Raw genomic sequence first — 25,191 nt, 5'->3', positions numbered from 1 at the left:
CGTTGACCGGCCGTCCGGCCGGTCAACGGGCGATCTCGGTGACCCGGGACTCGCGGACCACGGTCACCCGGATCTGCCCCGGGTAGGTCAGCTCCTCCTCGATCTGCTTGGCCACGTCGCGGGCCAGCACCGCGGCGCCGATGTCGTCCACATCGTCCGGCTTGACCATCACCCGGATCTCCCGGCCGGCCTGCATGGCGAAGACCTTCTCCACGCCGATCTTGCCGGCGGCGATCTCCTCGATGCGCTCCAGCCGCTTGACGTACGCCTCCAGGCTTTCCCGCCGCGCGCCGGGACGACCACCGGAGCACGCGTCGGAGGCCTGGGTGAGCACCGCCTCGACGGTCTGCGGCGGCACCTCGTTGTGGTGCGCCTCGATGGCGTGCACCACCTCTTCGGATTCGCCGTACTTGCGGGCCAGGTCGGCGCCGATCAGCGCATGACTGCCCTCGACCTCGTGGGTGAGCGCCTTGCCGATGTCGTGCAGGAACGCGCACCGCTTGATCAGCGGGACGTCCAGACGCAGCTCGGCGGCCATCACCCCGGCGATGTGCGCGGTCTCCACCAGATGCTTGAGCACGTTCTGGCCGTACGAGGTCCGGTAGCGCAGCCGGCCCAGCAGGGTGGCCAGCTCGGGGTGGATCTCGGTGATGCCGACGTCGACGAGCGCCTCCTCGGCAGCCCGGTGGCACAGCTGCTCCACCTCCTGCCGGGCGGTCTCGAAGACCTCCTCGATCCGGTGCGGATGAATCCGGCCGTCGAGCACCAGTTTCTCCAGGGTGAGCCGTCCGGTCTCCCGGCGTACCGGGTCGAAGCAGGACAGCAGGACCGCCTCGGGTGTGTCGTCGATGATCAGGTTGACCCCGGTGACGGACTCGAACGCCCGGATGTTGCGGCCTTCGCGCCCGATGATCCGGCCCTTCATCTCGTCGCCGGGCAGATGCAGGACGCTGACCACGCTCTCCGCGGTCTGTTCGCTGGCGACCCGCTGGATGGCGTCCACCACGATGTGCCGGGCCCGCTGATCGGCGGTGTTGCGGGCGTCGGCCTCGATGTCGCGGACCAGGATCGCCGCCTCCCGTTTGGCCTGGCCCTCGATCGCTTCGACGAGCTCACCGCGGGCCGCCTCGGCGGTCAGCCCGGCGACCCGTTCCAGTTCGCGCTGCCAGCGCTCCTCGGCGGCCGCCAGGTCCGCTTCCCGGGCGGCCAGGGCTGCCTTGCGCTCGGCGAGTTCGGCGGCGGTGGCGGTCAACCGGCGGTCCCGCTCGGCGACCCGGTCGGCTTCCTCGGCGTGCTGACGTTCCCGCTCGTCCATCCGCTGGCCGCGCCGGTCCAGCTCGGCGGACTGCTCCTTGACGGTCCGGGAGAGCATCGCAATCTCCCGCTCGCCGCTGCGCCGGGCCGCTGCCCGGACCTGCTCGGCCTCGGTCTCGGCCTGCCGGTGGGCCCGCTCCAGGATGGTGTCCGCCTCGGCCCGGGCGGCGTCGAGCACCCGACGGGCCTCGGCCCGGGCGGCGGTCGCTTCGGCCTTGGCGGCGGCGGCGTCGGTACGGGCCGCAGCGGCGGCGGCCTTGGCCTGCTCGACGGCGGAGGACGCCTCGTCGGCTGCGGTACGCAGCGCGGCGAGGGAGCGTTCCTGCCGGTCGCGGGCGGCGATGAAAGCCGGGTCCTCCTCGACCGGCGTCGCGGCCGCCGGTGTGGTGAGCCGGCGCAGCGCGCGGGCACCGAGCGCGAGGCCGGCGAGCACCAGGCCGGCGAGCACGACGACCGCGGCGAAGAGCATCCACTCCAGCCCGGTCATGCCAACCCTCCGGGCCTACCGACACTCGCGTGTCCCGCCGGCTTCCTGCGCTGCGCCACGACCGCCTCCAGTCCGCCGTCGGCCTTCCCGGAGGCTTCTCGCTCCGGCCGGCCACGGCTATGGGAACGCCCGACCGTGGCGGCTGACCAACGACCAGACAGCACCTACGTGGGTGCGGGCACGACAACGGCGAAACGGCCGTTGTGCGTGCTGTCGCCGCCGGACCGGCCTGTCCGGTTGCGGCATGTCTGGCTACTGAACTGCTGCTGCGAAGTGATGCCGTACTGTTATGCGATCTATGTTGTGCGGTTAGCCTGCGACGGGTCGGTTGTTCGTCTGTAACGCGAGGCTAGGTCGCGAGGGGCCGTTCGGTCAAGAAGTCATGATCAGACCGACAACGGAACGTAGGGCATCGGCGCGCTCACAGGCAGCATATCGCGCTCAGGACGCGTCGGGATGAGTCGGAAATTTGGCACATCCCGCAGAGGATGGCATCCCGTCAGGTGGACCAGGGCCGCTCAGCATCCGGGTCGGGAACCTCGCCGATCAGCGCCTCGGCATCCACCGTGTCGGTGAACTCGGCCGCCTCGGCGGACTGGGCGGCCAGCGCCTCCCGTACCACCGGCACGGCCACCCCCGCCGAGTAACCCTTGCGGGCGAGCATCGCGACCAACCGCCGGAACACCACATCCGGAGCACCCCGGGCGGTACGCAGCTTGCGCTCGACGAGCTCCGCCGCGGTGGCCCGCTCGGTCGACTCGTCCAGCCCGTCCAGCGCGTCCCGGGCGATCTGCGGATCCACGCCGCGCTGACGCAGCTCGGCGGCGAGGCTGCGCCGGGCCAGCCCTCGGCCGTGGTGCCGGCTGGTCACCCAGGCCTGGGCGAACGACGCGTCGTCGATCATCCCGACCTCGTCGTACCGGTCGAGGACCGAACTGGCCGTGGCCTCGGAGATGCCGCGTCGCCGCAGCACGGCGGCGAGCTCCGCCCGGGTCCGGGGGCGGACGGCGAGCTGGCGCAGGCAGATGTCGCGGGCCTGCTGTGCCTCGTCCACCGGCTGCCCACCGCCGCCAGCGGCGGACCCGGTGGCATGGTCGGTGGACCCGGCCGCCTCGGCGGCGCGGCCGGCACGGAAGGCGCGGGGACGGGGCGGAGCCGCATCCCAGCCCCGTCCCGTCCGTGCGCCGCGTCGTCGCCCGGCCATCCGGATCAGAAGTCGACCGGCGGCAACTCGGGCCCGCCGGCCTCGTCGGCACCGAGCGCGCCGACGCCGAGCTTCTCCAGGATCTTCTTCTCGATCTCAGCCGCCACGTCCGGGTTCTCCCGGAGGAACTCCCGGGCCTTCTCCTTGCCCTGACCGAGCTGGTCGCCCTCGTAGGTGTACCAGGCGCCGGACTTGCGGATGATCGACTGCTCGACGCCGACGTCGATCAGCGAACCCTCCCGGGAGATGCCCTTGCCGTACATGATGTCGAACTCGGCCTGCTTGAACGGCGCGGAGACCTTGTTCTTGACGACCTTGACCCGGGTCCGGTTGCCGACCACGTCGGTGCCGTCCTTGAGGCTCTCGATCCGTCGCACGTCGAGCCGCACCGAGGCGTAGAACTTCAGCGCCCGGCCACCGGTGGTGGTCTCCGGCGAGCCGAACATCACGCCGATCTTCTCCCGCAGCTGGTTGATGAAGATCGCGGTGGTGCCGGTGCTGTTCAACACACCGGTGATCTTGCGCAGCGCCTGGCTCATCAGCCGGGCCTGCAGACCGACGTGGCTGTCCCCCATCTCGCCCTCGATCTCGGCACGGGGCACCAGGGCCGCGACCGAGTCGATCACGATGATGTCCAGCGCGCCGGAGCGGATCAGCATGTCGGCGATCTCCAGCGCCTGCTCACCGGTGTCCGGCTGGGAGACCAGCATGGCGTCGGTGTCCACGCCGAGCGCCCTGGCATAGTCCGGGTCGAGCGCGTGCTCGGCGTCGATGAACGCCGCGATGCCGCCGGAGCGCTGGGCGTTGGCCACCGCGTGCAGGGCCACCGTGGTCTTACCGCTGCTCTCCGGGCCGTAGACCTCGACCACCCGGCCCCGGGGCAGGCCACCGACGCCGAGTGCCACGTCGAGCGCGATGGAGCCGGTGGGGATCACCGCGGTCTGGATCACCGGCCGCTCGCCCAGCCGCATCACCGAGCCCTTGCCGAACTGTTTGTCGATCTGAGCCAGCGCCAGATCGAGCGCCTTTTCCTTGTCTGGCACTGCCGCCATTGCTGCCACCCCTACGTTCGCCGACTTCCCAGGCGTCCTGGCCGAGCTTCTCGTCACCCGGGTCACGCTAGGCGCTGGGTCCGACAGAAAACAGCCGACGGGCCGCAACCTGTGGATGAGCGCCTAGCTGTGGACAATAGCCGAACAGATGTACGAGTGGAAAACCAGACACGCCCACGAATTTCACCACCCAAAGAGGTCATTCGACCGCACAGAGTAAATGCAGCTACGCGGATCCACGCCCGGCAGGCAGAGGTGCGGCAGGCAGGCCGGCGACGGCCTCAGGCCGGCCCCCGGGATACCCCGAGATGCTTTCCGGGTTTGATGCCACGGGTGCATCAAGATGCACCCGTGGCATCAAACCCGACCAGCACCGGCACCAGCGCGGTAACACGATGCACATCGGCTGAGGCGTACCGTGATCAACGGAATCGAAGTCCCAGCTCGACCGACACTCGCCGGCCTGTTCGACCGACCGGCGGAAGTTCGTCGCAATCGGCGCGGGAAGTCAGCGCAACCGGCCGGGAACCCGGTCGGGGTACGCCGCGCAGACCGCCCGCCAGACCACCGCCGTCTCCTCACCCGCCGCCAGCGCCTGGGCGATGGTGCGCCCACCCAACTGGGCCAGCACCTGATCGGTGGCGATGCTGCGGGCGTACGCGGGCCCGAACGCCTCGTCCAACCGGCCCCAGAAGTCCGTCAACCGCATCCTGCCTCCTCACCGCTTCGACGCAACCGCACCGGACACACCGCTACCGTCACCGACCCGCTGGGGAACCGCCAGGTACCGGGCGCAGCACCAACCCCAGCAGCGGCACCGTGGCCAGCGCCGACAGCAACGTCAGGACGCCGTAACCGGACAGCCCGACGATGATCCCGCTGACCGCGCCGGCGCACGCGCCGGCCAGACCCATCACCAGGTCCGACAGGCCCTGGACCGACGGACGGACGTCAACCGGCACCGACTCCGACAGTAGGGTCGAGCCCGCGACCATGGTGCCCGACCAACCGAGCCCGAGCAGCACCAGCCCGATCACCAGGCGTACCGGGTCGTGGCCGGCGGTGCCCGCCACGGCGCACGCGGCCAGCAGCAGCCCGACCCCACCGAGGATCACCGGCCGGCGACCGGCCCGGTCGGTGAGCCAACCTACCACCGGTGACAGCGCGTACATCCCGGCGATGTGCAGGCTCAGCACCAGCCCGACGGTGCGCAGCAGGTCACCGCCGGAGTGCCCCATCCCGATGTGGACCGGCGTCATCGCCATCACCCCCACCATGACCAGGTGGCCGACGGCGACGGCGCAGACACCGAGCCGTGCGGCGGGTCGGGCAACGACCACCGCGAACGCCGCCCGCAGCCCTCGGCCGGACCCGGCCCGCAGACCCCGGCCGGACCGCACCGGGGCGCTCGCCGCGGCGGGGCCGGCGGCCCGTCGGGCGGTCAGCAACGGATCCGGTCGCAGCAGCACCAGCACCAGCAGCGCGGCCAGCAGGAACGCCAGCGTGCTGACGGCGAACGGACCGGCCAGCGGCGGCAGACCGACCCCACTGGCCGACCGGTCGGCCAGCCCGGCAAGGTTGGGGGCGGTCACCGCGCCGACCGTGGTCGCCCAGACCACCAGTGACAGCTGCCGGCCCCGACTCCGCGGCTCGGCGAGGTCGACCGCCGCGTACCGGGCCTGCAGCCCGGCGGTCGTCGCCCCACCGAACAGGACCATGCCGACGAACAGCAGCGGCACCCAGCGCACCGCGGCGGCGGCCACCACCAGCACCGCCCCGGTCGCACCCGTCAGGTAGGCGAAGACCAGGCCGGGTCGGCGGCCGTGCCCGTTCATGATCCGGACCACGGGTACGGCGAGCAACGCCCCGCCGACCACCGCGGCGCTCTGCGCCAGACCGGAGACGGTCACCCCACCGAGCTCGGCGGCGAGCAGGCCACCGACCGAGATCCCGATGGTGACGCCTACGCCGCCGATCATCTGGGTACCGGCAAGCAGCCGCAGCGTACGGCGTTGGATGCGGGTGACGTCACCGGGTGGCGGCGGGTCGGTCACCGACGGCGGTACGGTGAGCGCGGTCATCGGCGTACCGCCGGGGTCGGGCTGCCCCGACCGGCGAGCAGTCCACGGACGACACCGAGGTCGGTGACCAGACCTCGGAAGGCGATCTGCTGGTCGTCGGCGCGCAGCACCGCCGAGGGATGGATGGTGGCCACCAGCTGCGCCGGGGCCACCGGGAACTCCTCGGCCCGCTCGGCCGAGTCCGGCCACGGCAGCGGTACGCCACGCGAGCGGGTCACCCGGAACGCCGGGCCGAGCAGCGCCCGGGCCGCCGTCGCGCCGAGCACCACGACGACGTCCGGGCGCAGCAGCGCGAACTCGGCCACCAGCCAGGGCCGGCAGGCCACGATGTGCACCCGGTCCGGAGTCTGGTGAATTCGTCGACCGCCGCGCGACACGAAGCGGAAGTGCTTCACCGCGTTGGTCAGATAGATCTGATCGACCGGGATCCCGGCGTCGTCCACCGCCCGGCGCAGCAGCCGGCCGGCCGGGCCGACGAATGGCAGACCCTGGCGGTCCTCGACATCCCCGGGCTGCTCGCCGACCATCACCACCCGGGCATCGGGGTTGCCTCGGCCGAAGACCACCTGGCTGGCGGGCTGATGCAGTTCGCATCCCTGGCAACCGGGGGCGGCGGCGCGCAGGTCGGCGAGGCTACGGGCACCGGTGGGGACGTACCCATCGGCTCCGACGGAGGTTTCGTGCGCGGTCACGGGTCCTTCCTACCCGGTCGCGGATTGCCCGGTGCGCCTGGGTTGACCGGTCCGGGTGCGGCCCGCGTACCTCACCTGCCGACCCCGGCAAGTCCCGCTGGACGCAGCGCGTCGCGCACCGCCGCGGCGAACTCGCCAGCCCGGTCCTCGTCGAGACAGCTGACGGTGATCCTGATACCCGGCGCGCTGCGTAGCCGGTGGCGGGCTCCGGCCGAGACGGTGAATCCGGCTGCCTGAAGCTCGGTCACCACCTGGGTCTCGTCCGTCACCGGCACCCAGACGTTGATCCCGCTGCCGCCGTGGCTGGCCACGCCGTGGCCGGCGAGCGCGGCCCGCAGCGTCTCCCGACGGTGCCGGTAGACCCGGCCAGCCTCGGCCACCGTGGCGGCGACCGAGGGATCGCGCCACAACTGTCCGAGCAGCCGCTGCAGGACCGTGGAGACCCAGCCGGAACCGATACGCATCCGACCAGCAACCCGACTCAGCGTGGTCTCGTCGCCGGTCAACAGCGCTATCCGCAGGTCCGGGCCGTACGGCTTGCTGGCGGAGCGGACGAACGCCCATCGGGGTGTCGCGTTGGCCAGCACGTACGGTGGGCCGTCGGAGAGCTCAGCGGCGTGGTCGTCCTCGATGAGCAGCACGTCGTCGGTCTCGCGCAGCAGCCGTCGCAGCCGGTCGGCCCGGTCCGCGTCCAGGGCGGCGCCGGTCGGGTTCTGCGCCCGGGTGGTGACCACGATGGCGGACACACCGGCGGACAGCGCCGCCCGCAGGCCGGGTTCGGTCGGGCCGCGGTCGTCCACCGGCATCGGCACCGGGGTGAGGCCCAGTGCCGCGATCAGGTCCAGCAGGTTGGCCCAGCCGGGATCCTCCACCGCGACCCGGTCGCCAGGGCGCAGATTGCCGGCGAGCAGGCGTTCGATCCCGTCCAGCGCGCCACTGGTGACGGTGAGACCGGCGGCCGGCAGGCCGTCGTCAGCCAACCGGACCGCGGCGAGCGCGGCGAGGTCGGGCAGCAGGCCGGCGTCGGCGTAACCCTGCCCGGACGAGGTGTCGGCCAACTGCCGGGCGACCGCGGCGAGATGCGTCGCCATCGGGGGCAACAGTCGTGGATCCGGCTCACCGGTGGACAGGTCCAGGGTGCCCGGCGGGGCCGGCGCGGACGGGCCGGGTCGGGTCACGGCGACCGGCGGGCGGGCGCGGACCCGGGTGCCGCGTCGGCCGTCGGTGTCGACGATCCCCCGCTGGCGCAGCGCCTGGTACGCCTTCGCGACGGTGGCCGGGCTGACCTCGAGTGTGTCGGCGAGCGCACGCACCGCCGGCAGCAGGGCACCAGGTGCCAACGCACCGGTGCGGACACCGGCCTCGACGCTGGCCGAGATCTCGGTCGCGGTCGCACCGGCCGGCTGATATTGTTCTGACACAATTACAAGATTGTACCAGAACAAACTTGGGAGACCGAATGTATCCCGCCACCGCCCGGACCACCGCCGCCCGACGCCTCAACCGGGTCACCTACCAGCGCGCCGAGGCCCACCGCATCCTCGACGAGGCGTACCACTGCTGCCTGGCGTTCGTCGCCGACGGCGCGCCCCAGGCACTGCCCACCCTGCACGTACGCGTCGACGAGACCCTCTATCTGCACGGCTCCACCGCGAGCACCCCCCTGTTGGCCGCCCGCGACCGGAAAGGGCTCGCCGTCTGTGTTGCCGTCACCCTGCTCGACGGCCTGGTCTACGCCCGCGCCCAGGCGCACCACAGCGCCAACTACCGGTCAGTCGTCGTGCACGGCACCGCTTGGCTGGTCAGCGACCCGGCCGACAAGCGGCGGGCACTCGACGCCCTGATCGACAAGGCGGCCCCGGGCCGGGTCGCGGACAGCCGGCCACCGACGAGCCGGGAACTCGCGCAGACAGCGGTACTCGCCGTCGCTCTCGACGAGGTGTCGGTCAAGGCCCGCGCCGGTGACCCCGTCGACGAGCAGGCCGACCTCGCGCTGCCGTACTGGGCCGGGGTGCTGCCGTTGCGCACCGTCGCCGATCCGCCGCGATCCGCCGCCGGAGTCACCCGGGCGGTGCCGAGCTACCTCACCGCCGTAGCGCTGGCGGCCACCGCCCCGGCACACCCGGACACGGTGCCGCAACGCACACTTTGACCAGCCGAATATCCCTCGCCCGACCGCTGGTCCAGGTAGCAGGATGACGCCCATGCTGGGCATCACCGACATCTGGACGTACGTCCTGGGCACCGTGGCGATCATCCTGCTGCCCGGGCCGAACTCGTTGTTCGTCCTGTCCACCGCCGCCCGACGAGGCGTGCGGCACGGCTACCGGGCGGCCGGCGGCGTCTTCCTCGGCGACACGGTGCTGATGGTGCTCTCCGCAGCCGGGGTCGCCTCCCTGCTCAACACCCATCCGGCGATGTTCACCGTGATCAAGTACGCCGGGGCGGCGTACCTCGGCTATGTCGGTGTCACCATGCTCCGTGGTGCCTGGCGGCGCTGGCGACGGCGCGACGACCCGGCAGCGCCCCGGTTGGTGGACGCCGCCGAGCCGGCGGCCGTCCGCCGCCCGTTCCGGCGGGCGACGGTGATCAGCCTGCTGAACCCGAAGGCGATCCTGTTCTTCGTGTCGTTCTTCATCCAGTTCGTCGACCCGGCGTACCCGTACCCGGCGCTGTCGTTCCTGCTGCTCGGCGCGATCGCCCAGCTGTTCAGCGTCATCTACCTGACCGTACTGATCTTCACTGGGACGTACCTGGCGATGCAGTTCCGGCAGCGGCGCCGGCTCGCCGCGACGGTCACCAGCGGAGTGGGCGCCCTGTTCCTCGGCTTCGGAGTCAAGCTCGCCACCGCCAGCGCGGGAGCAGCCTGACCGCCGATCGGCCAACCGCCACCGTCGGCAGGCACGTCAGCGCATCCGCCGTCCCCTCGGGACGGTGTCGGTCTCGTCGTCGAACTCGCCGATGACCTCCTCGAGCAGGTCCTCCAACGCCACGAACCCGATCGGCCGGTCGGCCCCGGCACCGTTGGTGACCAACGCCAACTGGACCTGATCGGCGCGCATCGCCGCCACCGCCTCAGTGACGGTCGCCGTCGCTGGCAGCAGGAACGGCCGGCTCATCAGCGACTCGGCGGTCGGCGCGCCGGCACAGGTGTTCGCCCGCACCGCATCGCGTACATGCACGATGCCGATCAGATCGCCGGCCTCCCCGCAGACCACCAGACGGGACCGGCCACTGCCCCGGGACAGCTCCTCCACCCGCTCGGCGGTGTCCGTCCGGGCCACCGCGACGACCTGGTCCACCGGCTGCATCACGTCCCTGACCGTGGTGCGCTCCAGCTGGAGCATCTTGGCCAGCAGCTCATGCTGGTCCGGCGGCAGCAGGCCGTGCTCCCGCGACTGTTCCAGCAGGATGCGCAGCTCGTCCGGGCCGTGCACCTGGGCCAACTGGTCCTGCGGTTCGACCCGGAACGCCCGCAGCACGGCATTCGCGATCGCGTTCAACCCGGACAGGACCGGCCGGGACACCCGGGCGAACGCCCGGAACGGCAACGCCAGCAGCAGTGCCGACCGCTCCGGGTGGGTGATCGCCCACGACTTCGGTGCCATCTCGCCGACCACCAGGTGCAGGAAGACCACCAGGGCGAGGGCGAACAGGAACGCGACCAGGTGACTGGCCGCGTACGGCAGACCGGCCCGCTCCAGCAGCGGCGCCACCAGCCGCTCCACCGCCGGCTCGGCCAACGCGCCCAGGCCGAGGGTGCAGACGGTGATGCCCAACTGCGCCCCGGCGAGCATCAGCGACAGCTCGCGGGAGCCGTCCAGCGCCGCCCGGGCCGCCCGCGAGCCGCCCGCCGCCGCCTGTTCCAGCCGGTACCGCTTGCTCGCCACCAGGGCGAACTCCGCAGCCACGAAGAACCCGTTCAGGGCGAGCAGCACCAGTGAGGTCAGCAACGCCCACCCGGTGCTCACCCGATCACCTCCAGCCGTACCGAGTCGGGCACGTGCCGGTCGACGGAGATCACGTGCAGTACGGCCCGCCGGACCGGATGGTGGCCGTTGCCGGCGGCCGTCTCGTCCAGGCTGATCGAGATCTGGTCGCCGACCTCGGGCACCCGGCCCAGTTCCCGCATGACCAGGCCGGAGAGGGTGTCGTACTCGGGGGCGGTCGGCAGCTCGACGCCGGTGGTGTCGGCGACCTCGTCGATTCGCCAGCGGGCCGGCACCAGCCAGGAGCCGTCCGGCTGGCGGGCCGGGGCCGGCTCCGGCGGGTCGTCCTCGTCCCGGATCGGGCCGACCAGCTCCTCGGCGATGTCCTCCAGGGTGATCACCCCGGCGAAGCCGCCGTACTCGTCGACCACGCAGGCCAGCTGCCGGTGCCCCTTACGCAGCCGGTCCAGCACCGCCGGCAGCGGCAGGGTCTCCGGCACCAGCAGCGGGGGGACCATCACCGCCGCGACCGTCGTCACCGCCCGTCGCGACGGCGGTACGGTGAGCACGTCCGCGATGCTGGCGATGCCGACCAGGTCGTCGACGCCGTCCGAGCCGTGCACCGGGAACCGGGAGTGCCCGGTGTCCAGCAGCTCCACCAGCCCGGTCAGGGGCGCGTCGACGCGTACCGTGTGCACGTCCACCCGCGGCACCATCGCCTCGCCAGCGGTCAGTTGCCGAAAGTGCAGCCCTCGGTCGAGCAGCGTGGACATCGCCGAGTCGAGGTGCCCCTCCTGGCGGGACTCGGCGATGATCTGGCCGAGGTCCTCGGCGGTGGCGCCACTGGGCAGCTCCTCGATCGGCTCGATGCCGACCCGCCGGAGCAACCGGTTCGCCGCGATGTCGAACATCCGGATCAGTGGTCCGGCGACGGCCAGGTAGATCAGGGTCGACCGGCTGAGCGCCCGGGCCAACGTCTCGGCCCGGGCGAGGGCGAGGTTCTTGGGGGCCAGCTCACCGAGGACCATCTGCACCACGGTCGAGATGATCAGCGCCAGCCCGACCGAGATGGTCAGGCTGGCGGCCGGTGGAACACCGACCCCACCGAGCAGCTCGGACAATCCGGCACCGAGGTACGGCTCGGCGACGTAGCCGACCAGCAGCGCGGTGACCGTGATCCCCAACTGGGCGCCGGAGAGCATGAACGACAGCCGACTGGTCACCCGCAGTGCCCGGGTGGCGGCCGGGTCGCCCCGGTCGGCCAGGGCCCGCAGCCGGCCCCGGTCGACGGCGACGTAGCCGAACTCCTGGGCGACGAAGTACCCGGTCGCGACCGTCAATACGGTGATCAGAAAGAGACCGAAGACGATCAGCACCGGGGGCTCAGCGCTCCGGCGACCGGCGGCCGGAATGTCGGCAGCCGGGTGCTACCCGGCTGGCTACTGCTGCCCTCCTGGGCAGGAGCGTCGGTCATGGCCGGATTATATAGTGGCCCGCCGCTGCCCACCGGTTCCGTCGCCGCCGGTGCCGTCGACCGCCATTCCGTCCGCCTCGTCGGTGACCAGCAGGTCGCGCCGGACCAGATCGGCCCGGTAGGCGGCCCGGCCGATGATGTGGGCCGCGACCGGCGCGGTCGCCATCTGAAAGACCGCCACCATCAGCAGAGTGGCCAGCTCGGTGCCGCTCTGCAGCCGCAGCGCCAGCCCACTGAGGACCAGTAGCAGGCCGAGAACCTGCGGCTTGGTCGCCGCGTGTATCCGGGCGGCGACGTCGGGGAAACGCAGCAGACCGATGCTGGCCGCCAGGCTGAGCAGCGCGCCGCCGATCAGCAGCGTGCCGGACAGTACGGTCAGCACCCCGTTCACCGTTGCTCCCGTTCGGCGGCGGCCACCGCAGGTGAACGGGCGGCGACGAACCGGACGATGCTGACCGAGCCCACGAACCCGAGCAGGGACAGCACCACGAGCACCGGCAGAGTGGTGGCGTGCCGGTTGACCGCCGCCTCGGCGGCGAGCCCACCGACGATGATGGCGATCAGCACCTCGGCGGCCACCACCCGGTCGAGTAGTGTCGGACCACGGATGATCCGCCCGACGGTCAGCAGGGCCGCCACGGCCAGCAGTACGGTCACCACAACGGCCACGAAGGTCATCGATTTTCTCCGTTCCCTGGGCAGGGATCGTTCCCTGAAAGGGGATGGTCGTCCGGGCGGGAATCGTCAGGCGGGCGGGGGTCGTCCAGGTGACGTACGTCGTCCGCCGAGCCGACGGCCCGGACGATCCGTTCCTCCAACGCCAGCACCTTCCGCCGGGCCCGCTCGACGTCGTGGTGGTCGACGACGTCGAGCACGTGGACGTAGAGGGTGCCGCTGGCCGGGTCGGCCTCGACGATGAGGCTGCCCGGGATCAACGACAACGCCTCCGCGGTGAGGGTCAGGTTCAGGTCCGTCCGGACCCGAAGCCGCACCGCGATGACCGCGCTGCGCGGCGTGTGCCCGAACCGGACGGCGGTCCAGGCCACCTGCGCACTCGCGGTGAACAGGTCGACGACGAACCGGGCGAGGAAGCGCAGCACCGCCAGCGGCCGGATCCGGCCCTCGAAGGCGACCGGCGGCAACGGGAAGACGGTGACCACCACCAGTGCGACGACCGTCCCACCGAGCAGGTTGCCGACGGAGAACCGTCCGTAGAACAGATTCCACAGCACCACCAGAGCGGCGACCGCGACAATCTGGGTACGCCAGCGCGCGGCCCTGGACACCGGACTCATCGCGCTCCTCCCTGCGGGAACACCGCGTCGACGTACGGCGTACGGCTCACCAAATTGGCCGCCGCCTCGGTGCCGACCTGGTACAACGGTCCGGCCAGCACGGTCAGCGCCAGTCCGAGCAGCACCAGTGCGGTGGTCGCGCCGACCAGCAGGGGCGGCATCGGTTCCACTGACCCCGGGCCGTCGGCGGTGAGCGGGGTGGAGGCCGAGTCGGTGGATGGCACCCGGACACCGGACACCGCCCGGGTCGCGGACGGCACCGTCGCCGGCTGCGGGGCCGCAGCAGGTGCCGGCACCGTCGCCGGACCGCCCGCTGGGGCCTGCGGGGCGGTCTTGCGCCAGAAGGCGAGATTCCACACCCGGGTCACCGCGTACAGGGTGAGCAGGCTGGTCAGCACGGCACCGGCGACGACCACCCAGACCAGCGGGCCGCCGTCGGCGACCCCGGCCTGCAGCAACCCGAGCTTGCCGAGGAACCCGGAGAACGGTGGTATGCCGGCCAGGTTCAACGCGGGCAGGAAGAACAGCGCGGCGAGCAGCGGCGCGGCCCGGGCCAGCCCGCCGAGACGTTCCAGGTTGGTGCTGCCGCCCCGGCGCTCCACCAGCCCGGTCGCCAGGAACAGCGTGGTCTGGATGGTGATGTGGTGCACCACGTAGAAGATCGCCGCGGCCAGTCCGGCGGCGGTGCCGAGCGCGATTCCGAACAGCATGTAGCCGATGTGGCTGACCAGGGTGAACGAGAGCAGCCGCTTGATGTCCGACTGGGCGACGGCACCGAGGATGCCGACCACCATGGTCAGCAGCGCGACCACCAGCAGCAGGTCGCGGGAGCGCCCGCCGGGGAACAGCAACGTCTCGGTACGGATGATCGCGTAGACGCCGACCTTGGTCAGCAGGCCGGCGAAGACGGCGGTGACCGGGGCCGGCGCGGTCGGGTAGCTGTCCGGCAGCCAGGCCGACAGCGGGAAGACGGCGGCCTTGATGCCGAACGCGAGAAGCAGCATCAGCTGCAGCACCAGCCGCAGGTCGTCGGGGAGTCCGTCGAGCCGGTCGGCCAGCTGCGCCAGGTTCACCGTGCCGGTGGCGGCGTAGATCAGCCCGATGGCGGTGAGGAAGATGACCGAGGAGAGGATGCTGACCACGACGTAGGTCGTGCCGGCCCGGATCCGTACCTCGGTGCCGCCCAGGGTGAGCAGCACGTAGCTGGCGCCGAGCAGGATCTCGAACCCGACGTACAGGTTGAACAGGTCCCCGGAGAGGAACGCGTTGGTCACCCCGGCGGTGAGAATCAGGTACGTCGGGTGGTAGATCGCCACCGGTGTGCTCTCCCGGCCGTCAGCGCGGCCTTCACCGATCGAATACAGCAGTACGCAGAGCGTAACCGCAGTGGAGACCACCAGCATCAGGGTGGCGAGTTGGTCGGCGACCAGCACGATGCCCAGCGGCACCGGCCAGCCGCCCACCCGTACCACCTGGGGTCCCTCGATGTGGGCGGTGATCAACAGGGCGAGCGCGACGCCGAAGGTGACGGTGAGGGCGGCGACGCTGGTGGTCCGCTGGGCACGCGGATGCCGGGCCAGCACCAGGGTGATGCCCGCGCCGAGCAGCGGCACGATCACCGGCAACGGCACCAGGAAGCTCACGGGTCGCTCCGATCGAGATCGCCGGCGCGGGCCGGGGCGGTACGGGGGGCGCCGATCGCGTCGATCGGGTCGGTGTCGTGGTCGTCGCTGTCCTCGGCGTCGTCCTCGGCGTTGGGCCCCTGGTCGGCCAGGGCGCGCTGCACGATGAGCCGGTCCTCCAGGTCGTCCTGGACCTCGTCGTGGCCGAAGAGCAGCCAGCTGCGGTAGGCCATGGCAAGCAGGAACGCGGTGAGCCCGAGCGTGATCACGATCGCGGTGAGGATGAGCGCCTGCGGCAGCGGGTCGCTCATCTCCTCGGCGGCGGTCACCTCGGCGATGGGTGCCCCGCCGGGCCGCCCACCCAGCAGGATCAGCAGGTTCGCCCCGTTGCCGAGCAGGACCACCCCGAGCACCACCCGGGTGAGACTGCGCTCCAGCAACAGGGTGACGCCGGCGGCGAAGAGCACCCCGACGACCAGAACAAGCACGATGTTGGGCGGCATCTCAGCTCCTTTCTCCGGCAACCCGGTCGAGCCTGCCCTGCGGGGTGTCGTCCACCTCGACGTCCGGTTCGGCGGACCGGGCGATCTGCCGGTCGACCTCGGCACCGAGGCTGCGCAGGATGTCCAGGACCAGACCCACCACGATCAGGTAGACGCCCACGTCGAAGAAGAGCGAGGTGACCAGGTGGACGTCGCCGATCACCGGCAGGTGCAGGTCCACGATGGCGCTCTGCAGCACGTCGGCGCCGACCAGGATCGGACTCAGCCCGGCCCCGATCGCCAGGAACAGACCGACGCCGAGCACCAGCCCGGCGTCCACCGGTGCCGCCTCGTTGAGTTCGTGGCGGCCACCGGCGAGATAGCGCACCGCCAGCGCCAGCCCGGCCACCAGCCCGCCGGCGAACCCGCCCCCGGGCGCGTTGTGGCCGGAGAAGAGCAGGAATATCGAGTAGACCAGGATGGCGTGGAACAGCAGCCGGGTGACGACCTCGAAGATGATCGACCGACCCCGTGCGGTCTGGGTCGCCCCGCCCCGTAGCCAGATCCGCTGGCGCCGGGACCGGGCCGGCGGTGACGGGCCGCCCGGCCGGCCGCGGTGGCCGGCCGCAGCCGCGGCGCCGACCCGGCGCGGACCCGGACCGGTACGCGGCCGCAGGAACACCAGGCTGGCCACGCCGGTCGCCGTGACGACCAGCACCGAAATCTCCCCCATGGTGTCCCAGGCCCGAATGTCGACCAGGGTCACGTTCACCACGTTGCGCCCGCCGCCGTACTCCACCGCCTGCTCGGGGAAGGCCTCCGAGACGGGTGCCGCGTCCCGGTTGCCGACCGCCGCCATCGCCATGCCGGACATCACCACGCCGACGACGACACCGAGAGCGATCCGCGCGTACCGGCTGGAACGCAGTGGACGTTCCGAGAAGTAGATCGGCAGTCGACGGACCACCAGGACGAACACCACGATGGTGATCGTCTCGACGAGGACCTGGGTGAGCGCCAGGTCGGGCGCGCCGTGCAGGACGAACATCAACGCGGTGCAGTACCCGGTCACTCCGGCCAGGATGACGGCCTTCAGCCGGCGTTGCGCCCGGACCGTGGCGATCGCGGCGACCACCAGGACCGCTGCCACCGCGATCTGCACCGGCGTGTCGTACCAGCGCCACTGCCCGGTCCATGGCCGGGTCACCAGCAGCGCTCCACCGGGCACGGTGACCAGTACCAGCAGGATGATGCCGAGGTACTGCGGCAGCGATCCGCGCTGAGTGGCGCCGGTGACCTCCACCGAGATCCGGTCCAGCAGGTGGGTCACCTGGGCGTAACTGGTCGCCCCGTCGGTCGGGGCGCGCAGCCGCCGCTGCACGGCGGCCACCCGTTCCCGGGCCAGGAACAGCGCGGCACCGCCGACGAGCGCGACCAGGGACAGCCCCAGCGCGGGGGTGAATCCGTGCCACAGCGCCAGGTGGTAGTCACCCGGGCCGAACAGTCCGGCGTACGGGGTGAGCACCCTGTCGACGACGCCGGCCGCCGGCCCGAGCAGCAGGCCGAGCAGCGCCAGTACGCCGACCGGCAGCACGAACACCGGGCCGACCGGCGCGGCGGCGGTCGGCTCCCGACCGGGCTTGCCGGCGAACGCGCCCCAGATGAACCGGGCGCTGTACGCGGTGGTGAGCACCGAGCCGAGGACGATCAGCGCCAACACGACCGGGTCCGGTGCGAACGCCTCCAGCACCGCTTCCTTGCCGACGAAGCCGAGCAGCGGCGGCACTCCGGCCATCGACGCGGCGGCGAGCGTGGCGGCCACGGCGACCGCCGGCATCCGCCGACCCAGCCCGCTCAACTCGGTGAGGTCGCGGGTGCCGGCGCACTGGTCGACGATCCCGACCACCAGAAACAGGGTCGCCTTGAACAGGGCGTGGGCGAGCAGCATCGTCGCCCCGGCCAGCGCCGGGCCGCGTTCACCCGCGCCGGTCACCACCACCAGCAGGCCGAGCTGGCTCACGGTCCCGTACGCCAGCAGCAGCTTGAGGTCGGTCTGGCGCAGCGCCGCCCAGCCGCCGACCAGCATGGTGGCGGTGCCGGTGGTGACGATCAACCAGTACCACCAGGGGTTGCCCGCGTACACCGGCGACAGCAGGGCCACCAGGTAGATGCCGGCCTTCACCATGGCGGCGGCGTGCAGGTAGGCGCTGACCGGGGTGGGCGCGGCCATCGCCGAGGGCAACCAGAAGCTGAACGGGAAGATCGCCGACTTGGCCAGCGCGCCGACGAGGACCAGCACCAGCGCGACGGCCAGGTAGCCGCCCGCCGGCGGCGGGCTGGCCGCGATCTGCGACCAGCGGTAGGTGCCGGCCTGCTCGCCGAGCGCGATGAACCCGACGAGCATCGCCAGGCCGCCCAGGGTGGTCACGATCAGCGCCTGGGCGGCGGCCCGGCGGCTGGCCCGCTTCTCCGGATGGTGGCCGATCAGCAGGTAGGAGAAGACGGTGGTCAGCTCCCAGAAGACATAGAGCAGGATCAGGTCGTCGGCGAGGACCAGACCGAGCATGGCTCCGGCGAATCCGACGAAGTTCGCGGTGAACCGGCCGAGGCCGGGCTCACCCGGCGCGAAGTAGCGGGCGCAGTAGATCAGGACCATAGCTCCGACGCCGCCGACCAGCAGCACCATGAGCCAGGACAGGGTGCCGACCCGAAACGCCAGGTCGAGGCCGAGCTGCGGCACCCACCGGTACGTCTCGTCGAGCGTGGCACCGTCGCGTACCGCACCGGTGTTGGCCAGTGCCCAGCCGGCGGCTGCGCCGGGCGCGCCGGCCAGTAGGTAGCAGGCCCGCGGTCCACACCAGCGGACCAGCACCGGCGCCACGAGCGCCGTCACCAGGTGGACGATGAGCAATACCAGCACGCACGGCTCCAGGTAGGTGTGGTCGCGGGCCCGCGCGTCGGCACGGGTCCGTTGCCGGGCTCGCCCGGCCGGCGGAGAGGAACGCCGGACGGCGCGACGCGGCCGTGGGGGGGGGTGACGTGGCAGTGGCGGAGGTTCGGGACGTCCGGCCCTGACACTCCGCCGGGTCGGTGGCCCGGCTCAGTCGAAAATGGGCAGTTGCGCGGCCGCAGTGGTCAGCTGCGCGGCCGGCCGGTCGGGTGGCGCCCGGCTGGAGCAGGGCCGCATGCCGCGGCGCAGGAGCGGATCGGCGGCCGACGACCGGGCGGCCTGACCGGTGGCGGATGGCGCGGCGGACCAGGTTGGCGTGGTGACGGCACCGGTCGGGGTGCCGTGGTCGTCGCCGGCCGGGCCGGGCCGGGCCGACAGGCTCTGCTGCTGCCGGTGGTCGGCGTCGTCGACGCAGTTGCGACCACCGGGCGAGACCGTCTGGTGCAGCAGCGCGGCTCCGATGGAGGCCGGCCCGGCGGCGACGGCGACGGCTGGTACGGCGACCGAGGCGGCACCGTGCACTGCGGTGACGGTGAGCAGGACGAGTAGGACGACGGCGATCCTGTGCGGAGCAGGGAGGTGGCGCAGCTGTGCCATCCGTGCCCCCCTCCGCTGTCGACGCCCGCCAGCCTACCGGTCTCCCGGTGACGGCCGCCTGGCTGGCCGTGCCCGCCGGACGGCGGCCGGGCCTGGACGTCGCCGGTTTCCGGAGTCTGGATGGTAAGCGATCGAAGCGGATTCGGTGGTTACCGTACGGTTACCGTCACGTGCCGGCTGGTTCGGTGGGCGGCACTGGAATCGGCGACGTCGCCGGGCGGGCCGACGTCGCCGGTCCGGCGGACGCGGCCACGTCGGCGAGCGGCAGCAGACCTCGTCGGCTGGCCAGCAGCATGTGGTAGTGCACGGTGGCGCGTACCCGCGCGCGATCGGCGGCGCTCGCTGATCCGCTGTCGACGACCAGGGCCCGCAGGGTGTCGGCGAACCGGTCCACCGCGGCCGGGTCGAGCCGGTGGTGCCGCAGCCGCAGCAGCGCCACCAGTCCGTCCACCTTCCGGAGCAGCACCTCCGTGTCGTGGTGGAGGCCGCGCTCGGCAACGGGCATGGAGGTACTCCTTGAGAGATCGGATGATGACGGAAAGTTACTCCATGACTACTAAGTCGGGCAAGCCAGACCTGCCGGTTCCACTCGAATTTGTGGGATCTGGCCGCCCGGGCGGGCCAGCTTCGTCGTACCCGACGGGCAGGATGGTGCACGCTGGCAGCCGGACCGACCGATGGAGGGACCAGCGATGACCGCGGTGTTGGAACGCTTCGGGGCAGCCACCCGGGAGTGGTTCTCCGCCGCCTTCGCCGCGCCGACCGCCGCGCAGGCCGGCGCGTGGGAGGCGATCAGCGACGGCCGGCACGCCCTGGTGGTCGCACCCACCGGATCCGGCAAGACCCTCGCCGCGTTCCTCTGGTCGCTGGACCAGCTGACCCGCTCGCCCGCTCCGGACGATCCGCGGCTGCGGTGCCGGGTGCTCTACCTGAGCCCGCTCAAGGCACTCGCGGTCGACGTCGACCGCAACCTACGCACCCCGCTGGTCGGCATCGGCCAGGCCGCCGCCCGCATCGGTGCGCCGGCACCGCAGGTGACCGTCGGCATCCGCACCGGCGACACCCCGGCCGATCAGCGACGCGCCTTCCTCCGACAACCGCCGGACGTCCTCATCACCACTCCCGAGTCGCTGTTCCTGCTGCTCACCTCGTCCGCCCGGGAGTCGCTGCGCGGCGTACGTACGGTCATCGTCGACGAGGTGCATGCGGTCGCCGGCACCAAACGCGGTGCGCACCTGGCGTTGTCGCTGGAGCGGTTGGACGCGCTGCTGCCGACACCCGCCCAGCGGATCGGCCTGTCCGCCACGGTCCGGCCGATCGAGGAGACCGCCCAGTTCCTCGGTGGCCGTCAGCCCGTGCAGGTAGTCGCCCCGGCCACGGCCAAGACCATCGACGTCAGCGTCCAGGTGCCGGTGCCGGATCTCGACCAGCTGGACGAACGTGAGTCGGCGCCGGAGGACCCCGATCGTCCGCCGCCGGCCGGCCGGTCGATCTGGCCGGCGGTCGAGGAACGCGTCTTCGACCTGATCCAGCGGCACCGGTCGACCATCGTGTTCACCAACTCCCGGCGCTCGGCGGAACGGCTCTGCGCCCGGCTCAACGAACTCGCCGCGGACCGGGCGGACGGCACGGACCAGCAGTCCGGCCCGCACCCCGCCGACAGCAGCGGCAACGACCGGCGGTCCAGCACCCGGATGCCGGCGGAGATCATGGCCCAGTCGGACACCGCGCACGGCGCCCCGACAGTGATCGCCCGCGCCCACCACGGCAGCGTGTCGCGCTCCGAACGGCAGCAGATCGAAGAGGCGTTGAAGTCCGGCCAGCTGCCGGCGGTGATCGCCACCTCCAGCCTGGAGCTCGGCATCGACATGGGTGCGGTCGACCTCGTCGTACAGATCGAGGCACCGCCGAGCGTCGCCGCCGGCCTGCAGCGGATCGGCCGGGCCGGGCACCAGGTGGGCGCGCTGTCGCACGGGGTGATCCTGCCGAAGCACCGGGGTGACCTGCTGGCCTGTGCCGTGGTCAGCGAGCGGATGGCCCACGGCGCCATCGAGCAGCTGCGGTACCCGCGCAACCCACTCGACGTACTGGCCCAGCAGATCGTGGCCATGGTGTCGCTGGATCCCTGGCCGGTGGACGCGCTGGCGACCCTGGTACGCGGCGCGGCCCCGTACGCCGAACTGCCCGACTCGGCGCTGCGCGCAGTGCTGGACATGCTCTCCGGCCGGTACCCGTCGACCGCGTTCGCAGAACTGCGTCCCCGGCTGGTCTGGGACCGCGACGCCGACCTGCTCACCGGGCGACCGGGCGCGCAGCGGCTGGCCGTCACCAGTGGAGGCACGATCCCGGACCGTGGCCTGTTCGGTGTCTTCCTGGCCGGCGCCGAACGGCCCGTGCGGGTCGGCGAGCTCGACGAGGAGATGGTCTACGAGTCCCGGGTCGGCGACATCTTCCTGCTCGGTGCGACGTCGTGGCGGATCGAGGAGATCACCCCGGACCGGGTGCTGGTCACCCCCGCCCCGGGCCAGGCGGCCCGGATGCCGTTCTGGAAAGGCGACCAACCCGGTCGCCCGGCCGAGCTGGGCCGGGCGCTGGGCGCCCGGCTGCGCCAGCTCGGCCGGCAGGACCTGACCGCCGCCCGCGCCGGGCTGCTGTCGTCCGGTCTGGACGACTGGGCCGCCGACAACCTGCTGCGCTACCTCGACGACCAGCGCGCCGCCGTCCGGAGCCTGCCGGACGACCGGACGGTCGTCGTCGAACGGTTCCACGACGAGCTCGGCGACTGGCGCCTGGTCGTGCACAGCGTCTTCGGTGCTCAGGTCAACGCCCCGTGGGCACTGGCGATCGGGCACCGGATCACCGAGCGGTACGGCGTCGACGCCCAGGTGCTGCCGGCCGACGACGGCATCGTGGTCCGCCTGCCCGAAATGGCCGACGCACCACCCGGCGCCGACCTGGTCGCCTTCGACGGTGACGAGATCAGCCAGCTCGTCGAGGCGGCCGTCGGCGGGTCGGCCCTGTTCGCCGCCCGGTTCCGGGAATGCTCCGCCCGGGCGCTGCTGCTGCCCCGCCGGGATCCGCGACGCCGGCAGCCGCTGTGGCAGCAGCGGCAACGCGCCGCCCAACTGCTCGACGTGGCGCGGGAGTTCGCCGACTTCCCGATCACCCTGGAGGCGGCGCGGGAATGTCTGCGGGACGTCTTCGACATGCCGGCGTTGGCCGGGCTGATGGGCGACCTGGCGGCACGGCGGTTGCGGCTGGTGGAGGTCGAGACACCCCGACCGTCGCCGTTCGCCCGTTCCCTGCTGTTCGGCTACGTCGGAGCGTTCCTCTACGACGGGGACCTGCCGTTGGCCGAACGCCGGGCCACCGCGCTGAGTCTCGACTCGACGTTGCTCGGCGAGCTGCTCGGCCGGGTCGAGCTACGGGAACTGCTCGACCCGGCGGTGCTCGACGAGACCCACCGGCAGCTGCAGTGGCTGGACGGGCACCGCCGATTGCGCGACGCCGAGGACCTGGCCGAGCTGCTGCGGGTCGTCGGCGACCTGTCCGACGCCGAGCTGCGGGCCCGGCGGGTCGACCCGGGCTGGCCGGCCGAGCTGTCCCGGGCCCGGCGCGCGCTGCGGGTGCGGATCGCCGGACAGGAGCGGTGGATCGCGGTGGAGGACGCCGCCCGGATGCGCGACGCGCTCGGTGTCGCGTTGCCGGTCGGCGTCGCCGCGGCGTACCTCGCCCCGGTGGCCGACCCACTCGGCGACCTGGTCGCCCGCTACGCCCGTACCCGGGGACCATTCGGCACCGCCGGGTGCGCCGCCCGGTTCGGGTTGGGCACCTTCGTCGTCGAACAGACCCTGCGCCGGCTCGCCGCGACCGGGCGGATCGTGGCCGGCGAGTTCACCCCGGACCGGGTCGGCACCGAGTGGTGCGACGCCGACGTGCTGCGGCTGCTGCGGCGCCGCTCGCTCGCGGCGCTGCGTCGCGAGATCGAGCCGGTGCCGGCCACCGCCCTGGTCCGGTTCCTACCCCGGTGGCAGCAGGTCGCCGGCCCGGGTCGCGGGGTGGACGGGGTGGCGGCCGCCGTCGAGCAACTGCAGGGAGCGGCCCTGCCGGCCGGCGCGGTGGAACGGCTGATCCTGCCCGCCCGGGTGACCGACTACTCCCCCGCGTACCTGGACGAGCTTTGCGCCTCCGGCGAGGTCACCTGGTCCGGTGCGGGCGCGGTCGGCTCCGGTGACGGCTGGATCCGGTTAGTGTTCACGGAGACCGCACCGCTGCTGCTGCCGCCGCCGGACCCGGCGCTCACGCTGACTCCAGTGCACGAAGCGGTGCTCGCCGCCCTCGCCGACCAGCAGGCGTTGTTCTTCCGGCAGCTGGCCGACCGGGCCGGCGCGGCGCTCACCAACACTGCCGACCTCGCGCCCGCCGGCGCCGCTGGCGCTGTGCTCGCCGACACTGCCGATCCGGCCGGGCGGATCGAGACGGCGATCTGGGAGCTGGTGTGGGCCGGCTGGTTGACCAACGACACGCTGGGGCCACTGCGGGCCGTACTCGGACCACGCCCGACCCAACGGGTGCGCACCGCCGCCGGGCCGCAGGTTCGAGGGCGGGCCCGGCGGGTCGGTCGAGAGTTTCTCGCCCGTACCGCCGCGCCGCAGCTGGCCGGTCGGTGGTCGTTACTGCCGCCTCGTGACCCCGACCCGACCCGGCGGGCGACGCTCGCCGCCGATGTACTGCTCGAACGGCACGGGGTGGTGACCCGGGGGGCGGTCACCGCCGAGGGACAGCCGGGTGGGTTCGCCGCTGTGTACCCGGTGCTGGCCGCGCTGGAGGAACGCGGCGCGGCCCGCCGGGGCTACTTCGTCGACGGGCTCGGTGCGGCCCAGTTCGCGGTACCCGGTGCGGTGGACCGGCTGCGGGAACTCGCCGGCTCCGATCCGGCGCACCGCCGGCAGCCCGAGGCGGTGGTGCTGGCGGCAGCCGATCCGGCGAACCCGTACGGCGCGGCGCTGCCCTGGCCGGAGCGCCCGGCGGACAGCGCCGACGAGTCGGCGGCGGGGCACCGACCCGGGCGTAAGGCCGGGGCGCTGGTCGTCCTGGTCGACGCGGAGGCGGTGCTCTACGTCGAACGCGGCGGTCGCAGTCTGCTCTGCTTCACTCAGGACGAACAGCGGCTCGATGCGGCGGCCCGAGCGCTGGCCGGCGCGGTGAGCTCCGGGGCGCTCGGCACCATCTCGGTCGAGCGCGCCGACGGGGAGCGGGTGCACGGCTCCCCGCTACGTACGGCGCTGGCCGCCGCCGGCTTCCGGGCCACCCCGCGTGGACTGCGGTTGCGCGGCTGATCGGGGACGTCGGCGGGGCACGGGCGGGTACGCCGGGTGCACCCGCCGTCGGCGGCGCGCTGCCGGCGGACCGTCGACGGGGGTACCTCAGGCACATGCCCGAAACGTTCCTGTGGAAGGCTTAGCGGGTGGTCCCGTACTCCGTCGACAGATGCCCCTGCTGTGGTTACCGGACCGGATGCACCACCTGCCCCGTCTGCTTCTGGACCGACGACGGCCAGGGCGATGACGACGCTGAGGTGGTGCGTGGCGGGCCGAACGGCGACTTGAGCCTGTCCCATGCCCGGCTCAACTTCGCGATCTACGGTGCCAGCCATCTGCGGTACGCCGACATCGTCCGGCCCCCGCGTCCTGATGAGTATCCGTAGCGATTCCAGTGATCCGCCGGGTCAGGAATGGGCCGACATTCTGCTACGGTGTCGGCACCCTGTCACCGCGACGCCACAAACCGCACTCCTGCCGCGGTATGTCAAGCGGCCAGATTCGCACTGGGCGGACAACCCCGTGACCTCGATGTTGAACCGGGGACATCAGCCGAACGGACGATGCCGGCGAGTTGAGTCAGATTAGCCACAGGAAACGATTAAATGCTTCTTTTTTTTGTGGATTCCAAGCCAGCAGCATTGACGCGCGGGTGGTATTCGACATAACGTTCTGATCGATCATCAACCGC

General features: G+C 72.2%; 21 protein-coding genes. 4 read left to right on the top strand and 17 right to left on the bottom strand.

Features of this window, described 5'->3' with window-relative positions:
• Positions 1 to 22 precede the first annotated feature (22 nt).
• The 7 genes from rny to ACFHWT_RS11590 form a co-directional block, all read right to left on the bottom strand.
• Positions 23 to 1,801, bottom strand: a complete 1,779-nt coding sequence (rny, locus tag ACFHWT_RS11620; protein WP_416594607.1) for a ribonuclease Y — start codon at positions 1,799 to 1,801, stop codon at positions 23 to 25.
• Positions 1,802 to 2,300: 499 nt separating this feature from the next.
• Positions 2,301 to 3,005 (bottom strand): regulatory protein RecX, encoded by a 705-nt coding sequence (locus tag ACFHWT_RS11615; protein WP_416594606.1) that lies wholly within the window; start codon positions 3,003 to 3,005, stop codon positions 2,301 to 2,303.
• A gap of 5 nt (positions 3,006 to 3,010) precedes the next feature.
• Positions 3,011 to 4,057, bottom strand: a complete 1,047-nt coding sequence (gene recA / locus ACFHWT_RS11610) for a recombinase RecA (RefSeq protein WP_278168039.1) — start codon at positions 4,055 to 4,057, stop codon at positions 3,011 to 3,013.
• A gap of 508 nt (positions 4,058 to 4,565) precedes the next feature.
• Positions 4,566 to 4,766 carry a DUF3046 domain-containing protein gene (locus ACFHWT_RS11605; RefSeq protein ID WP_281554019.1) on the bottom strand — a complete coding sequence of 67 codons (201 nt, stop codon included), beginning with the start codon at positions 4,764 to 4,766 and terminating at the stop codon, positions 4,566 to 4,568.
• A 49-nt stretch (positions 4,767 to 4,815) separates the two neighbouring features.
• The gene (locus ACFHWT_RS11600; RefSeq protein WP_416594605.1) at positions 4,816 to 6,138 is read right to left on the bottom strand and encodes an MFS transporter; all 1,323 of its coding nucleotides are present in this window, start codon (positions 6,136 to 6,138) and stop codon (positions 4,816 to 4,818) included.
• Positions 6,135 to 6,830 carry a UdgX family uracil-DNA binding protein gene (locus ACFHWT_RS11595; RefSeq protein WP_416594604.1) on the bottom strand — a complete coding sequence of 232 codons (696 nt, stop codon included), beginning with the start codon at positions 6,828 to 6,830 and terminating at the stop codon, positions 6,135 to 6,137. The genes ACFHWT_RS11600 and ACFHWT_RS11595 overlap by 4 nt, the downstream gene beginning before the upstream one ends.
• 71 nt (positions 6,831 to 6,901) lie before the next feature.
• Positions 6,902 to 8,251, bottom strand: a complete 1,350-nt coding sequence (locus ACFHWT_RS11590; protein WP_416594603.1) for an aminotransferase class I/II-fold pyridoxal phosphate-dependent enzyme — start codon at positions 8,249 to 8,251, stop codon at positions 6,902 to 6,904.
• Positions 8,252 to 8,289: 38 nt separating this feature from the next.
• On the opposite strand from ACFHWT_RS11590, the gene ACFHWT_RS11585 reads away from it, so the two are divergent.
• Together ACFHWT_RS11585 and leuE are read left to right on the top strand one after the other, a co-directional pair.
• Entirely contained in the window at positions 8,290 to 8,982 is a 693-nt protein-coding gene (locus ACFHWT_RS11585) for a pyridoxamine 5'-phosphate oxidase family protein (RefSeq protein ID WP_416594602.1), read from the top strand.
• A gap of 43 nt (positions 8,983 to 9,025) precedes the next feature.
• Positions 9,026 to 9,700, top strand: coding sequence for a leucine efflux protein LeuE (leuE, locus tag ACFHWT_RS11580; RefSeq protein ID WP_416594601.1), 675 nt, complete (start codon positions 9,026 to 9,028; stop codon positions 9,698 to 9,700).
• A gap of 36 nt (positions 9,701 to 9,736) precedes the next feature.
• On the opposite strand, the gene ACFHWT_RS11575 is transcribed toward leuE, so the two are convergent.
• The 10 genes from ACFHWT_RS11575 to ACFHWT_RS11530 all read right to left on the bottom strand — a co-directional run bounded on the left by ACFHWT_RS11575 (position 9,737) and on the right by ACFHWT_RS11530 (position 19,684).
• Positions 9,737 to 10,801: a hemolysin family protein gene (locus tag ACFHWT_RS11575; protein ID WP_416594600.1), complete on the bottom strand. Its 1,065-nt coding sequence runs from the start codon at positions 10,799 to 10,801 to the stop codon at positions 9,737 to 9,739.
• Positions 10,798 to 12,135, bottom strand: coding sequence for a hemolysin family protein (locus ACFHWT_RS11570; RefSeq protein WP_416594599.1), 1,338 nt, complete (start codon positions 12,133 to 12,135; stop codon positions 10,798 to 10,800). The genes ACFHWT_RS11575 and ACFHWT_RS11570 overlap by 4 nt, the downstream gene beginning before the upstream one ends.
• Before the next feature lie 105 nt (positions 12,136 to 12,240).
• Positions 12,241 to 12,624, bottom strand: coding sequence for a monovalent cation/H(+) antiporter subunit G (gene mnhG, locus ACFHWT_RS11565; protein ID WP_278168028.1), 384 nt, complete (start codon positions 12,622 to 12,624; stop codon positions 12,241 to 12,243).
• Positions 12,621 to 12,911 (bottom strand): monovalent cation/H+ antiporter complex subunit F, encoded by a 291-nt coding sequence (locus ACFHWT_RS11560; protein WP_416594598.1) that lies wholly within the window; start codon positions 12,909 to 12,911, stop codon positions 12,621 to 12,623. Before ACFHWT_RS11560 ends, mnhG begins: the two co-directional genes overlap by 4 nt.
• Positions 12,908 to 13,528, bottom strand: coding sequence for a Na+/H+ antiporter subunit E (locus ACFHWT_RS11555; RefSeq protein WP_416594597.1), 621 nt, complete (start codon positions 13,526 to 13,528; stop codon positions 12,908 to 12,910). Before ACFHWT_RS11555 ends, ACFHWT_RS11560 begins: the two co-directional genes overlap by 4 nt.
• A complete protein-coding gene (locus ACFHWT_RS11550) occupies positions 13,525 to 15,171 on the bottom strand; it encodes a Na+/H+ antiporter subunit D (RefSeq protein ID WP_416594596.1) in 1,647 nt (548 codons plus the stop codon). The genes ACFHWT_RS11555 and ACFHWT_RS11550 overlap by 4 nt, the downstream gene beginning before the upstream one ends.
• Positions 15,168 to 15,653 carry a Na(+)/H(+) antiporter subunit C gene (locus ACFHWT_RS11545; RefSeq protein WP_416594595.1) on the bottom strand — a complete coding sequence of 162 codons (486 nt, stop codon included), beginning with the start codon at positions 15,651 to 15,653 and terminating at the stop codon, positions 15,168 to 15,170. Before ACFHWT_RS11545 ends, ACFHWT_RS11550 begins: the two co-directional genes overlap by 4 nt.
• A 1-nt stretch (position 15,654) precedes the next feature.
• Positions 15,655 to 18,552: a Na+/H+ antiporter subunit A gene (locus ACFHWT_RS11540; RefSeq protein ID WP_416594594.1), complete on the bottom strand. Its 2,898-nt coding sequence runs from the start codon at positions 18,550 to 18,552 to the stop codon at positions 15,655 to 15,657.
• A gap of 180 nt (positions 18,553 to 18,732) precedes the next feature.
• On the bottom strand, positions 18,733 to 19,179 hold the full coding sequence (locus ACFHWT_RS11535) for a hypothetical protein (RefSeq protein ID WP_416594593.1): 447 nt from the start codon (positions 19,177 to 19,179) through the stop codon (positions 18,733 to 18,735).
• 166 nt (positions 19,180 to 19,345) lie between these two features.
• Positions 19,346 to 19,684 carry a hypothetical protein gene (locus tag ACFHWT_RS11530; RefSeq protein ID WP_416594592.1) on the bottom strand — a complete coding sequence of 113 codons (339 nt, stop codon included), beginning with the start codon at positions 19,682 to 19,684 and terminating at the stop codon, positions 19,346 to 19,348.
• 187 nt (positions 19,685 to 19,871) lie between these two features.
• Between ACFHWT_RS11530 and ACFHWT_RS11525 the strand changes: the two genes are divergently transcribed.
• Both ACFHWT_RS11525 and ACFHWT_RS11520 read left to right on the top strand, forming a co-directional pair.
• The gene (locus ACFHWT_RS11525; protein WP_416594591.1) at positions 19,872 to 24,518 is read left to right on the top strand and encodes an ATP-dependent helicase; all 4,647 of its coding nucleotides are present in this window, start codon (positions 19,872 to 19,874) and stop codon (positions 24,516 to 24,518) included.
• A gap of 128 nt (positions 24,519 to 24,646) precedes the next feature.
• Positions 24,647 to 24,886 (top strand): CPCC family cysteine-rich protein, encoded by a 240-nt coding sequence (locus ACFHWT_RS11520; protein WP_278168020.1) that lies wholly within the window; start codon positions 24,647 to 24,649, stop codon positions 24,884 to 24,886.
• Positions 24,887 to 25,191 lie beyond the last annotated feature (305 nt).

The sequence above is a fragment of the Micromonospora sp. LOL_021 genome (assembly GCF_048060215.1).
Taxonomy (GTDB): domain Bacteria; phylum Actinomycetota; class Actinomycetes; order Mycobacteriales; family Micromonosporaceae; genus Micromonospora_E.
The sequence above is the reverse complement of the archived record's forward strand: the minus strand, read 5'-3'. Positions and strand labels throughout refer to the sequence as shown.

Bases quoted from the DNA above. Each gene is read 5' to 3' on its own strand.
- rny (WP_416594607.1), bottom strand. From the start codon at position 1,801: ATGACCGGGCTGGAGTGGATGCTCTTCGCCGCGGTCGTCGTGCTCGCC.
- ACFHWT_RS11615 (WP_416594606.1), bottom strand. From the start codon at position 3,005: ATGGCCGGGCGACGACGCGGCGCACGGACGGGACGGGGCTGGGATGCG.
- recA (WP_278168039.1), bottom strand. From the start codon at position 4,057: ATGGCGGCAGTGCCAGACAAGGAAAAGGCGCTCGATCTGGCGCTGGCT.
- ACFHWT_RS11605 (WP_281554019.1), bottom strand. From the start codon at position 4,766: ATGCGGTTGACGGACTTCTGGGGCCGGTTGGACGAGGCGTTCGGGCCC.
- ACFHWT_RS11600 (WP_416594605.1), bottom strand. From the start codon at position 6,138: ATGACCGCGCTCACCGTACCGCCGTCGGTGACCGACCCGCCGCCACCC.
- ACFHWT_RS11585 (WP_416594602.1), top strand. From the start codon at position 8,290: ATGTATCCCGCCACCGCCCGGACCACCGCCGCCCGACGCCTCAACCGG.
- leuE (WP_416594601.1), top strand. From the start codon at position 9,026: ATGACGCCCATGCTGGGCATCACCGACATCTGGACGTACGTCCTGGGC.
- ACFHWT_RS11560 (WP_416594598.1), bottom strand. From the start codon at position 12,911: ATGACCTTCGTGGCCGTTGTGGTGACCGTACTGCTGGCCGTGGCGGCC.
- ACFHWT_RS11555 (WP_416594597.1), bottom strand. From the start codon at position 13,528: ATGAGTCCGGTGTCCAGGGCCGCGCGCTGGCGTACCCAGATTGTCGCG.
- ACFHWT_RS11545 (WP_416594595.1), bottom strand. From the start codon at position 15,653: ATGCCGCCCAACATCGTGCTTGTTCTGGTCGTCGGGGTGCTCTTCGCC.
- ACFHWT_RS11535 (WP_416594593.1), bottom strand. From the start codon at position 19,179: ATGGCACAGCTGCGCCACCTCCCTGCTCCGCACAGGATCGCCGTCGTC.
- ACFHWT_RS11530 (WP_416594592.1), bottom strand. From the start codon at position 19,684: ATGCCCGTTGCCGAGCGCGGCCTCCACCACGACACGGAGGTGCTGCTC.
- ACFHWT_RS11525 (WP_416594591.1), top strand. From the start codon at position 19,872: ATGACCGCGGTGTTGGAACGCTTCGGGGCAGCCACCCGGGAGTGGTTC.